Source organism: Kitasatospora sp. NPDC047058, assembly GCF_040643935.1.
Taxonomy (GTDB): Bacteria; Actinomycetota; Actinomycetes; order Streptomycetales; family Streptomycetaceae; genus Kitasatospora.
The window spans coordinates 1-11,880 of sequence record NZ_JBEYVJ010000230.1; the positions used below are offsets into that span (position 1 = coordinate 1).

The following is an 11,880-nucleotide window of genomic DNA, read 5'->3' on the forward strand; positions in this document are numbered from 1 at the left end:
CGGGCTGCGGCGGCGCGGGCTGGTAGCCCTGCGGCGGGCCGGCCGGGGGCTGCTGCGCACGGCCCTGCGGACGGCCGTAGCCGGGTGGCGGCGGAGGGGCCTGCTCGTAGCCGCGCTGCGGGGGCTGGTGGTAACCGCCGGACGGCTGCCGGCCCGCCTGTCCCGCCTGTCCCGCCTGGAAGGGCGGCGGGGCCACCGGCGGGCGCTGGGCGTAGCCGGGCGGCGGGGCCTGCTGGTAGCCGCCCGGGGGCGACTGCGGCGGCCGGTAGCCCTGCGGACCGCCCGGAGCGGCCTGTCCGGCCTGGAAGGGCGGCGGGGCGACCTGCGGGGCCTCGAAGTCCTCCGGGTCGAAGTAGCCGATCTCGGTCTGCTGGTTGCGGTCCCGGGCCGCGCGCAGCTGGGTCTGCCACGGGTGCGGCGCCTCCGGCGGCGGCGGCCCCTGCGGGGAGGCGGCCGGCGGCATCACCCGGGTCCGGTCCGCGGCGCCGTACGGGGCGGCCGGCGGCGGCTGGGTGCCCATCACGGCGGTCGCGGCGGCCGGGTCGTACTGGCCCGGCTGGCCGGCCGGGAGCACCTGGGTGCGGTCCTCGCCCCCCGGCGTCCCGGCCGGGTGGGCCTCCGGAACGCCGCCCGGCGCCCCGCCCGGGACGCCGGCCGGCTGCGGGTCCGGCAGCAGCAGCGTGCCGACCGCGAGCGCCTCGTCCACCGCCGCCGGCGAGGCGTGCACCCCGACCCCGTTGGCGACCACCCGCAGCGCGCGGGCCAGCGAGACGGCGCTCGGCCGCTGCGCCGGGTCCTTGCGCAGGCAGCGCTCGATGACCGTCCAGAGCGGGTCGGGCATGGTCGACGGGCGCTGCGGCTCCTGGGCCAGGTGCGCCTGGAGCACGGCCAGCGGGCCGTCGCCCTGGAACGGCTGGCGGCCGGTGACCAGCTCGTAGAGCATGATCCCGGCGCCGTAGACGTCCACCGCGGAGGTCTGCGGGCGGCCCTCGGCGGACTCCGGGGCGACGTAGGCCGGGGTGCCGACGAACTCGTGGGTGCGGGTGATCCCCGGGGAGTCGGCGAGCCGGGCGATGCCGAAGTCGGTGAGCATCGGGTGCATCTGCTCGGTGCCCTGCACCACGACGGAGGCGAGCAGCACGTTGGCCGGCTTGAGGTCGCGGTGGACGATGCCGTCGGCGTGGCTGGCCGCCAGCGCGTCGGCGACCTGGGCCATCAGCAGGGCACCGGCGATCGGGCTGAACGGACCGTTGCCGCGCAGGTAGCGGGCCAGGTCCGGGCCCTCGACGAGGTCCATCACCAGGGCCAGCAGCTCGCCCTCGACGACCAGGTCGCGGACCTTGACGATGTTGGGGTGGGTCAGCCGCAGCAGCAGCGAGCGCTCGCGCAGGAAGCGCATCACCACGTCGGGGTCGGCCGCCAGCTCCTCGCGCAGCACCTTGATCGCGACCTGCTGTCCCGGCTCGCCGCCGGGCACCGCGACATCCGCGCGGACCAGTCCGCGCCAGACGGTGCCGGTGGCCCCCCGTCCGAGGGTCTCCTCAAGCAGATACTTGCTGCCGACTGGCCGCACCTGTCGCACTCCTCGCCGTGCCGCCCGCGCGGGGCGCTCCTCCGCCGGTGCGGTGAGCCTGCCGGGCCCGTGTTCCGGCCACTCTAACGGTGTCCGTTCACGATTCTGAGGCGACCGGCGAAGGGTTCGGCACGGGTCTGCGGGACATCCCGTAGGGGGACTCCCGGAGGCCGGCCGCCGGGCCCGCCGGGCGTCGGTTGACCTGACTCCCCGTCGCCTTCACCATGGCGATGATCGCAAGATCGTCAAATCCGGTACCGTGCGCGGACTGTCGGTGACGGATGGCAGGATGACACTCGCCACTCTTGTGGCCCAATGCCGCCACGGCGGCCCGCGGTGCGTCGAGCACCGCCGGGCCCGCCGCACCGGCCGGGCCGCGAGCGCCGGCACCAGGCCTCAGCACCAGCAGAAGGGACCGCGGGCGAGATGCAGATCCGGCTGACCGTCCTCCGACCGCGCAGCGGCCCGGCAGCCGCCGGCTCCGCCATCCCCTACGTGGACGTGCTGGTCACCGCACCCGTCGGCACCGCGCTCGGCTCCCTCGCGGGCGCCCTCGCGGGCGCCGTGGGCGTGCGCGGCCCACGGGCCGCCACCCATGTGCACCTGTACGCCGGGGCACACCGGGTGGACGAGCACACCCTGCTCGGCCACCCCCCGCTGCTCGACGGCGCCGTGCTGAGCCTCAACGAACCCGACCCGACCGCCGACGACCCGGACGACGCCCCGGCCGCCGCCGAGCTGCGGGTGGTCGGCGGCCCCGACGCCGGCGGCGTGCACCGCCTGCACGGCCGCGAGATCCGGGTCGGCCGCTCCGCCGACGCCGACGTCCCGCTCGACGACCCGGACGTCTCCCGGCTCCACCTCGCCCTCCACCTCGGCGACGACGGCCGGGTCACCGTCCGCGACCTCGGCTCCACCAACGGCACCACGCTGGACGGCCGGATCGTCCCGCCCGTGGCCCCCGAGGAGGCCGTCCCGCTCGACGGCACCGGCCTGCTGCGGATCGGCGAGTCCACCCTGCAGGTCACCGTCCCGGATCTCCGGGACGGCTCGGGGGCGCCCGCCCGCGCCGCGCTCCCCGACGGCCACGGCCACCTCCAGCTCGCCCCGCCCGCCCCGGCCCGGCCCGCGCCGGCCGTGGTCGAGCCCCCCGCCGCGCCCGAGCCCGCCGCCGGCCGCAGCCGCGGCCTGCTCTCGCTCCGGCTCGGCCGCACCGCCGCCGAACCCTCCGGCCAGGAGAGCGCCGAGCGCCACCACTCCGCCGTCCGCACCCGGCAGGCCGCCGCCCAGCGCGAACGCTGGCCCGACCCCGCCACCCTGCTGCTCAACGCCCTCGGCCCGGGCCCCCGGCTCTGGGAGCGCGGCCCAGGCCACCCCGACGCGCTCACCCTGCGCCTGGGCACCGCCGACCTCCCCCAGCCCACGGCCGGGGCGGCCCCCGTCGGCGCCACCGGCACCACCTCCGGCACCGTGCTGCCCGCCGTCCCGGTCACCCTCGACCTGCAGACCGCCGGCAGCCTCGGCCTCAGCGGCCCGCGCGGACGCCTCGACGCGCTCACCCGCGCCGTCGTCGCCCAGCTCGCCGCGCTGCACCCGCCCACCGGCCTCAGCCTGGTCGTGGTCGACGCCGACCCGGCCCGCACCCCCGAGGAGCGGGCCGACACCTGGGCCTGGGCGCTCTGGCTGCCCCACCTGCGCCCCACCGACGGCCAGGACTGCCGGCTGCTGCTCGGCCTCGACGACGACCAGGCCGCCGCCCGGCTCGCCGAGCTCACCGCCCGGCTCAGCGGCCCGGCCGGCCTCGGCGGCCACCCCGCCACCGTGGTCGTGATCGACGGCCGCCCGGCCACCGAGGCCGCCCGGAAGGCGGTCGACCTGCTGCTGCGCCAGGGCCCGGCCGTCGGCATCTTCCCGGTCTGCCTGGCCGAGCAGCCCGAGCTGCTGCCGCGCGGCCTCGGCGCCACCGCCCTGATCACCGGCGAGGTCGGCACCCACCTCTCGCTCGACCGGCCGGTCGCCCGCGGCCGGGAGACGCTGCACGAGGTCACGCTGGACGCCGTGTCGGACGCCTGGGCCGAGCGGCTGGCGCGCGTCCTCGCCCCGCTTCGCGAGGCCGTCCCGGCCGCCCGCGGCCCGCTGCCGGACGCGCTGCGCCTGCTCGACCTGCTCCAGCTCGACACCGTCACCCCCGCCAAGCTCTCGGCCCGCTGGTCCGCGCACGCCGGTGGCATCGGCGCCGCCACCGCCCTGCTCGGCACCACCCGGGACGAGCTCTGCACCCTCGACCTGGCCGACCCCGAGCTCACCCTCCCCTCTCCCGACCCGGGCGGCCCGCACCTGCTCATCGGCGGCGCGCGCGGCTCCGGCAAGACCGAGCTGCTGCGCACCCTGGTCGCCTCGCTGGCCGTCTCCGAGCGGCCCGCACGGCTGGCCGTCACGATCATCGAGGGCCGGGCCACGGAGGACGGCCTGGACGGCTGCACCGATCTGCCGCACGTCATCGGCCTCGTGAACGCCGCCACCGACCCGCGCGCCGCGCTGCTCGCCGCGGAGGCGCTGGAGGACGAACTCGCCCGGCGCGAGCGGCTCTTCGACGGCCTGGACTTCGCCTCCTGGCACGCGGCCCGCATCCTGGACGACCGCAGCCCGGAGAACCGCGGCCCGGACGGCGAGCAGCAGGCGCCCGGCCGGCCGGCCGTCCCGGTGCCCGCCGTCGTCGGGGCGGCCGGCGCCGGCTCCCTCCCCCGGGTCGTCCAGCCGCGCAGCGGCGACGCCCCCCTGCCCGCCGCCTCCCGGCCCGGCGCCGTACCGCCCGTCCCGCCCGCACCGCCCGTCCCGGCCCGGCTGGTCGTCGTGGTGGACGACTACGACGCCCTGCTCGCCCCGACCTCCCCGGCCGGGCGGCCGCTGGCCCGGGCGCTCGCGGCCGCCGCCCGGCGCGGCGGCCCGCTCGGCGTCCACCTCGCCGTCACCACCGGCCGCCCGGAGGAGAGCGCCGGCACCGAGGTCGACGAGGCCGCGCTGCTCCGGATCGCGCTGCGCACCGACGACCCCGCCGACTCCGACCTGCTGATCCATCTCGGCGACGCCGCCGCCCTGGCCGAGGACACCCCCGGCCGCGGCTACCTGCGGCTGCCCGACGGCGGCGTGACCGCCTTCCAGGCCGCCCGGATCAGCGGCCGCATCCCGCGCACCGCGACCCTGCGGCCGACCGTCGTCGCCATAGACCCGCTCCAGCTCGGCGCCCCGCCGGCCCGCCGCCCGGTCCGCGAACTGGGCAACGGGCCGACCGACCTGGCCCTCCTGGCCAGCGCGCTGCAACGCGCCGCCGCCCGGTAGCCGCCGGCACCGGCACGCGCGGGCGCCCCAGGCACAGGCGGGTCCGCGGCTCAGGGGGCCGGGGGCGGGGCGGCGGCGTGCCGGGCGTACTGGGCGGCGGCGAGGACGGAGGCCATCAGCTCCGCGTCCAGGACGGAGGTGTCGGCCAGCCGGGTCGCCGCCGCGTGCGAGTTGAGCAGCGTCTTGGTGACCCGCAGGGCGGCTTCCGGGCGGCGCACGACGGGCCTGGTCCAGTCCGCCACGGCCCGGTCCAGGTCCTGCTCGGGGACGACCCGCTGCAGGATGGAGAGCCCGTACGCCTCCGCGGCCCCGACCGTGCGGCCGGTGAGGATGATCTCCCGGGCGCGGGCGGCGCCGACCTCGTGCAGGAGGCGCGGAAGCAGGCCGCCCCAGGCGACGGGCAGGCCGAGGGCGAGTTCGGGCAGCCGGAAGGACGCGGTGTCGGCGCCGACCCGCAGGTCGCAGGCGAGGGCCAGGGCGAACCCGGCGCCGATCGCCCGGCCCTGGACCCGCGCGATAGTGACGGCGGGATTGCCGGTGATCGCCTCGCAGACCTGCCGGGCCCTGCTGCCGGAGCTGCGGACGCCGCCGCCGGTGGGGTCCGCGCCGAGCGTCGCGGCGAGCTCGTCACGGTCGCCGCCGAGGCAGAAGTCGGGGCCGGCGGCGGACAGGACGATGACGCGGACGGCCGGGTCCGGTGCGCCGAGCACGGCGAGGAGCTCGTCCAGCATGGCGTCGTTGACGGCGTTCCCGGTCTCGGGGCTGTTCAGCTCGACGTGCAGGACGGGGCCGCGGCGCTCGGCGCGGACGGTGCGGGCCGGCGCCGGGGCGGGGGCACCGCCGGGCTGCTCGGGCCAGGCCCCGGAGACGTCGCGGGCGTGCTCGGACCGGTCACCCGGGCGGCCGGGACCGGGGGCCGCCGACGGCTGCGGGGGGTACGGGGCGGACTGGACGTGCTCGGGGTGCGGGGACACCCGGGGGAAGGCGTTCATGCGGCCACTCTCAGGGACGTCACCCGGTGGAAGACCATACGGGACGCGTACTCGGGCGGGCTCACGGCCCGCAGGGTCGGGAAGCGGCGGAGCAGCTGGCTGAGCAGGGTACGCGCCTCCAGTCTGGCCAGGCCCGCGCCGATGCAGTAGTGGGCGCCGCCGCCGAAGGCGATGTGGGAGCCCTTCCGGAGGATGTCGAAGGTGTGCGGGTCCGGGTTGCGGCGCGGATCGTGGTTGGCCGCGCCGTACATCACGTGGACCATGGTGTCCTTGGGGACGAGAACCCCGGACAGCACGGTGTCCTCACCCGCGACCCGGCTGTTGAAGCGGGTCGGCGGGTCGTAGCGCAGCGCCTCCTCGACCGCGTCGTCGACGTGCTCCGGCCGGGCCCGCAGCCAGTCCCACGAGCCGGGGGACCGGAGCAGCGACCACACCATCGAGGAGAGCAGTGTCCCCGTGGCCTCCAGTGAGGCGATGGTGAGGAACATGATGAGGTGGTAGACGATCCGGTCGGTGGCAGCGCGGTCGGACTCCAGTGCGTCCCAGGTGCGGATCCAGCCGGAGACCACGTCGTCGCCCGGGTTCTCGCGGCGCTCCTGGACGAGGCCGGTGAAGTAGCGGCGCAGCTGGAAGGTCGCCGCCTCGGAGATCGCCAACTGGCTCTTGGTCGGCAGGAGTTCCTGGGCGTACACCTGGTTGTGGGTGATCTCCAGGATGTGCGCGTAGTCCTCCGGCGCGATGTCCAGCCAGCGCCCGACGGTGTTGATCGGCAGTCGCTCGCTGACCAGGGCGGCCAGGTCGGCCTCGCCGTCCTCCGATATTCGCTCGGCCAGGTGGTCGAGCAGGCCCGCGACGTCGGCCTCGATGTCCGGCGCCATGGCCTGGAGGGTGTGCCGGTCGAAGAGGTTCCCGAGGCTGCGCCGCTGCCGGGTGTGCTCGGGCGCGTTGATCCGGTGGAGGGTCCGGCTCATCTCCTGGGTCGCGACGGCCTGCCAGCGCTCGGTGTCGGCCTGCCGCTCCTGCCAGGCGAAGTCGGGGACGAGCCAGGTCCTGCCGCGCAGGACCTGGTTGCATGCGTCGTAGCCGGTGACGAGGTACCCGCCCCAGGGGGCGGGCACGAGGTCGCCCATCGCCCGCAGCTCGTCGTAGATGGCGGTCGGGGAGGCCAGTCCCTCGGCCGACCGCAGCCTCCTCAGGAGCGGAACCGCGGCACGGCGGTCCACGATGGGGCAGGCGTTCATCAAGGCGGTCACACTGGGCTCCTGGCGCTCGACGGGCAGTACGGCGGCGACCTACCCACCGTCGGCGCGCTCAAGCGTCGAGTTGTGTTGTCCCTGTCACAATCTGCGAGCACGGCCGGCGGCGGTGCACCGCACCGCCGTCGGCCGCGGCCCGGTTCGCCCCCCGAGCGGCCCGGAACGTCCCGGGTCAGAGCCGGAAGACGTCCAGGAAGGAGCTCCACCACCCCTTCTGCTTACGGCCGTTGGCGGGGGCCGGGGCGGGAGCCTGGGCCGGCGCGTGCGGCGCCGCGGTCCCGGGCACCGGACCGGCGGCCGGGCGGCCCTGATCGGCGCTCATACCCGGTGCCGGGTGCCGGGCCGGCGCCGGGCTGAACCGCACCGGCAGCGAGACCAGTCCGCGCTGGAAGGGTCCCGGCCGCCACTCCAGGCTCTCCGCGGGCACGGCGAGCGTGACGTCCGGGAGCGCGTTGAGCAGGCACTCGATCGCGGTCAGGGCTATCAGCTGGGCCGGCGACTTGGCCGGGCAGGCGTGCGGGCCCGCGCCCCACGCCAGGTGGGCGCCCTTGCTGAGGGTCGACCGGGCGTCGGTCAGGGCCGGGTCGCTGTTGGCGGCGGCGAAACTGATCACCACCGGGCTGTCCGCGGGCAGCCGGTACCCGGCCACCTCGACGTCCTGCATCGGGAAGTGCGTCGCGTAGTTGGCGATCGGCGGGTTGTTCCACAGCACGTCGTCGAGCGCGTCCTCGATGCGCAGCCCGTAGCCGGCGCCGCCGCCGGACAGCAGCAGGAGCAGCGCGTTGCCGATCAGGTTGCGCTCGGGCTCGACGCCGGCGCCCATCAGCATGACCAGCTGGTCCTTGAGCTCCTCGTCGCGCAGGCCGGCCGGGTGCTGCACGAGCCACGAGGTGATGTCGTCGCCCGGCTGACGGCGCTTCAGCGCGACCAGGTCCATCAGGCAGGCGTTCAGCTCCTCGTTGGCCTGCATCACGTCCAGGCCGTCGAAGAGCGCGGACATGCTGCGGGTCAGCCGGTCCCCGATGTCGGCGGGGCAGCCGAAGAGCTGGTTGAAGAGCAGCAGGGGCAGCAGCTTGGCGTAGTCGTTCAGCAGGTCGGCGCGGCCCAGCGCACTGAACTGGTCGATCAGGTAGCCGGCGATCCGCTCGACGTGCCGGTTGAGCCGGTTGTCGTTGAGCCGCTCCAGGCTCTCGGTGACGGCCTTGCGCAGCCGCAGGTGCTCGGTGCCGTCCGTGAAGAGGCAGTTGGGCCGGTAGAACATCATCGGCAGGACGGGGCTGTCGAGCGGCACCCGCCCCTCGTTCAGGGCCGCCCACCGCCGGGAGTCCCGGGCGAACAGCCCCGGGTTCTGCAGGACCCGCAGGGCGGCCTCGTGCGAGGTGACCAGGGTGGCGTCCACGCCCGGCGCCAGCTCCACCGGCGCGACGTGGCCGTGGGCGCGCAGTTCGTCGTAGACCGCGCCGGGGTCGGCGGAGAACGTGTCCCCGTACAGCGGCGTGCGCCCGCCGTGCATCGGGCAGCCCGGGGGAGGCGACTGGGGGGCGGGTCGCTGCGTGGATTCCATGGGTCGTTCCTTGGGGGTGGCCCCGGGCGGGTGCGGCCCCGGGCGGTGGTGACGGGGAAGGGGAAGGTCAGGAGGCGCGTTCGAGCAGGTGCCGGACGAGGGTCAGCAGGGCGTCGGCCGACGACCGCTGGTCCCGCGCGTCGCAGAACACCACCGGGGTATGCGGCAGCAGGTCGAGCGCCTCGCGCAGTTCGGCCTCGGTGTAGTCGCTCTGCCGGTCGAAGCTGTTGACCGCCACGGCGTACTCCAGGCCGTACTGCTCGACCAGGTCGATGACGGGGAAGGTGTCCGAGAGGCGGGTCGGGTCGGTCAGCAGCAGGGCGCCCAGCGCCCCGCGCGACATGTCCTCCCAGAGCTGCATGAAGCGCTGCTGGCCCGGGGTGCCGAACAGGTACAGCACCAGGTCGTCGCCGAGCGTGAGCCGGCCGAAGTCCAGGGCGACGGTCGTGGTCTTCTTGTCCGGCACCCCCCGGAGGTCGTCGACGCCGGTCGAGGCCTGCGTCATCTTCTCCTCGGTGCTCAGCGGGGCGATCTCCGAGAGCGCGCCGATGAACGTGGTCTTGCCGACCGCGAAGTGCCCGACGACGAGGATCTTGACGGCGGTCGTCACCGCGCCCGATACGTAGATGTCCTCAGGCGAAGCGGCGTTGAAGTCCATGCAGTACCTTCTCTAGGAGTCTCGGATCCGGGGCCTGGGCCGGAGGCGGGGTCCCCCGGCGCAGCAGCCGTCCCGCACTGATCAGGTCCGTCAGCAACAGCCTCACCACCCCCACCGGCAGCTCCAGGCGGGCCGCGACCTCGGCCACCGAGAGGTACCCGCCGGAACACAACTCCCAGATCGCCACGGTCTCCGGGCTCGGCCGGGCCGGGAGCTCCTGCCCGGGACCGACGGTGACCAGGGTGATCAGGGAGAGGTCGTCCGCACTCGGTAACTCACGGCCGCCGGTGATCACGTAGGAACGGATGAAGCCGCCGGAGACCCTCTGCTCCTCGCCCGGGGACGTCATGAGCCACTGTGTGTGCTCTGGCGCGGCGCCGCCGTCATCGCCCGGCCGAGCGCGCCGACCTGCTGCTGCATCCGGAAGGACATCGCCTCCATGTCGACGTCGGGGGCGGTGGAGGCCGCGAGGTAGGCCCCGCTGCCGGCCGCGATCAGGAAGATCCAGCCGTGGTCGTACTCCAGGAGGGTCTGGCGCCACGCTCCACCGGTGCTCCCGACGAAGGGGGCGACGGCCCGGCTCAGCGACTGCATCGAGCTCATCGCGGCGGCGTTGGTCTCCGCCTCGTCCCGGCCGATCTCGCTGGACCGTTCGAGCAGGAGGCCGTCGGCGGAGACGAGGATGGCATGCCGGGCACCGCGCACCTGAAGTACATCGTTGAGCACCCAGGACAGATCAGGGCTCACTGGATCTCGGTTCCTTCCGTGGTCATGGTGTTGCGCCCGGACAGCGTCCCGCGTTGGAACGCGCCGAGGCGGGATGCCGTCTCCCGGCCGAGGACCGGCACCGGCTCGGCGGCGTGGCGCGGGGCGGCGTGGACCGGGGCGGCGTGGCCCGGGTCCTGGAGGTGCGGGACCACCGAGACGGGGCGCCGGCGGCGCCTGGGCAGCCGCCCGTCCGCCGTCGTCTCCGCCTCCGCCGGTGCGTGGGCGACCGGGGCGAGCGGCGCCCGGTCGGGGTCGGGCAGCGGGGCGAAGTGCTGCACGGGGGCCTGCGTCTGGACCAGCACGGGCGGCTCCACCGGCTCGGGCTGGTACCCGCCGAACTCGGCGGCCACCGGCGGCGCGACGTCGCTGCTGAGCAGCTCGGCCGGCAGGAGCACGACCGCCCGCACGCCGCCGTACGGGGAGACCGAGTCGACGGAGACCCGGAAGCCGTAGCGGGCGGCCAGCATGCCGGAGACGGCGAAGCCGAACTTCGGGGGGTTGCCGAGGCTGGTGAGGCTGATCGGTGCGCCCGGGTTGAGGAGCGCGGCCGCGCGGTCCTTCTCCTCCTGGCCCATGCCGAGGCCGGCGTCGTCGATGATCAGGCAGACGCCGGTCGGGACGGCCTGGACGCTGATCTCCACCGGGGTGTCCGGGGCGGAGTAGTTGGTCGCGTTGGCCAGCAGCTCGGCCAGCACGATGGCGACCGGCTCCACGACCTTGCTGGCGAGCGAGACGCTGACCCGGGAGTTGATCCGCACCCGGTCGAAGTGCCGGATCCGGCCCTGGGCGCTGCGGGCCACGTCGTAGACGGAGGCGACGCTCTCCCGGCGGCCCAGCCAGCCGCCGCAGAGCACCGCGATGCCCTGGGCGCGACGGCCGAACTGACTGTTCGCGTGGTCGATCACCATCAGGTCGGCCAGGATCTGGGGGCTGTCGCCGTACTTCCGCTGCACCCGGTCGATGACGACCTGCTGCTCGTCGGCGAGGCCCTGCAGCGTCCGCATCGCCGCCTTGAGGACCGCCTTGGTGTCCTCCTCCGCGTCGCGGCGGACCTCCGCCACGTCGGCGGCGTGCCGGCCCTGCAGCTGCGTGTTCAGCACGCCGAGTTCGTCGCGCTGCCGCGCGGCCAGCGAACCCGCCTCCTCAAGGGAAACGTTTCGCCTGCGCAACGCCTGGTTCGTCCTCCAGGCCTGGAGCGCGGCCCCGACGGCTGCAAGCATGACCACGACAAGGACCCACACAAGGGGTTCCCGCACAAATGACGTCATGAAACTCTCTTCAGGTGGCATCGCGTCAGGAACGAGGTCCGGACCGCCCGGCGCGAATGGGGACTGGCGGCCTGCACTCCCCCGAAAGACACCTGTCGTTCCATCACGTCGGTGGGAGCTCTTCCGTATGCGGGACCTGTGACAACGCCTATCGCGGGGTCAGCTTACTGCAACTACTGGCGTGTCAGAACAGTTGTCATTTAGGGCAGTTGGGGCCAAACTCCGCCAGCATCCAGCACTGCCGCCGGAAAAGCGGGCTTTGTGACACGGTGTTCACCCACACCTCACGTCCGCGCCACAAGTCGACCGGCTCCGGTCCACCGGCCGGACCGGGGGCACGACGACGGCCGGGCCCGGGACGAAAACGACGGCGGGGCGGCTACGTGGTGCGGACCAGCGCCGGCCTTGCCGCCGAGCTCGCCGACGACCCGCTCCAGCACTCGGCCGGGCGGCTGTTCCGGG

The 11,880-nt window shown here is 75.3% G+C and carries 10 protein-coding genes; 2 read left to right on the forward strand and 8 right to left on the reverse strand.

Features of this window, described 5'->3' with window-relative positions; translation table 11 throughout:
- On the reverse strand, nucleotides 1–1,573 hold a 1,573-nt coding region (locus ABZ885_RS27075; RefSeq protein ID WP_360193778.1), incomplete at its 3' end, for a protein kinase.
- Between the two features lie 426 nt (nucleotides 1,574–1,999).
- On the opposite strand from ABZ885_RS27075, the gene ABZ885_RS27080 reads away from it, so the two are divergent.
- The gene (locus ABZ885_RS27080) at nucleotides 2,000–4,912 is read left to right on the forward strand and encodes an FtsK/SpoIIIE domain-containing protein (RefSeq protein WP_360193780.1); all 2,913 of its coding nucleotides are present in this window, start codon (nucleotides 2,000–2,002) and stop codon (nucleotides 4,910–4,912) included.
- A gap of 50 nt (nucleotides 4,913–4,962) precedes the next feature.
- Here ABZ885_RS27080 and ABZ885_RS27085 read toward each other — a convergent pair whose 3' ends face one another.
- The 7 genes from ABZ885_RS27085 to ABZ885_RS27115 all read right to left on the reverse strand — a co-directional run bounded on the left by ABZ885_RS27085 (nucleotide 4,963) and on the right by ABZ885_RS27115 (nucleotide 11,418).
- A complete protein-coding gene (locus tag ABZ885_RS27085) occupies nucleotides 4,963–5,904 on the reverse strand; it encodes an enoyl-CoA hydratase/isomerase family protein (protein ID WP_360193783.1) in 942 nt (313 codons plus the stop codon).
- Nucleotides 5,901–7,034 carry a cytochrome P450 gene (locus ABZ885_RS27090; protein WP_360193802.1) on the reverse strand — a complete coding sequence of 378 codons (1,134 nt, stop codon included), beginning with the start codon at nucleotides 7,032–7,034 and terminating at the stop codon, nucleotides 5,901–5,903. The genes ABZ885_RS27085 and ABZ885_RS27090 overlap by 4 nt, the downstream gene beginning before the upstream one ends.
- Nucleotides 7,035–7,332: 298 nt before the next feature.
- The gene (locus ABZ885_RS27095; protein WP_360193786.1) at nucleotides 7,333–8,724 is read right to left on the reverse strand and encodes a cytochrome P450; all 1,392 of its coding nucleotides are present in this window, start codon (nucleotides 8,722–8,724) and stop codon (nucleotides 7,333–7,335) included.
- A gap of 67 nt (nucleotides 8,725–8,791) precedes the next feature.
- The gene (locus tag ABZ885_RS27100) at nucleotides 8,792–9,382 is read right to left on the reverse strand and encodes an ATP/GTP-binding protein (protein WP_360193788.1); all 591 of its coding nucleotides are present in this window, start codon (nucleotides 9,380–9,382) and stop codon (nucleotides 8,792–8,794) included.
- Nucleotides 9,357–9,731, reverse strand: a complete 375-nt coding sequence (locus ABZ885_RS27105) for a DUF742 domain-containing protein (protein ID WP_360193791.1) — start codon at nucleotides 9,729–9,731, stop codon at nucleotides 9,357–9,359. Before ABZ885_RS27105 ends, ABZ885_RS27100 begins: the two co-directional genes overlap by 26 nt.
- Entirely contained in the window at nucleotides 9,728–10,129 is a 402-nt protein-coding gene (locus tag ABZ885_RS27110) for a roadblock/LC7 domain-containing protein (protein ID WP_360193793.1), read from the reverse strand. The genes ABZ885_RS27105 and ABZ885_RS27110 overlap by 4 nt, the downstream gene beginning before the upstream one ends.
- Nucleotides 10,126–11,418 carry an ATP-binding protein gene (locus ABZ885_RS27115; RefSeq protein ID WP_360193796.1) on the reverse strand — a complete coding sequence of 431 codons (1,293 nt, stop codon included), beginning with the start codon at nucleotides 11,416–11,418 and terminating at the stop codon, nucleotides 10,126–10,128. Before ABZ885_RS27115 ends, ABZ885_RS27110 begins: the two co-directional genes overlap by 4 nt.
- A gap of 269 nt (nucleotides 11,419–11,687) precedes the next feature.
- On the opposite strand from ABZ885_RS27115, the gene ABZ885_RS27120 reads away from it, so the two are divergent.
- Nucleotides 11,688–11,880: hypothetical protein (locus ABZ885_RS27120; protein ID WP_360193799.1), on the forward strand; the 193-nt coding region annotated here is incomplete at its 3' end.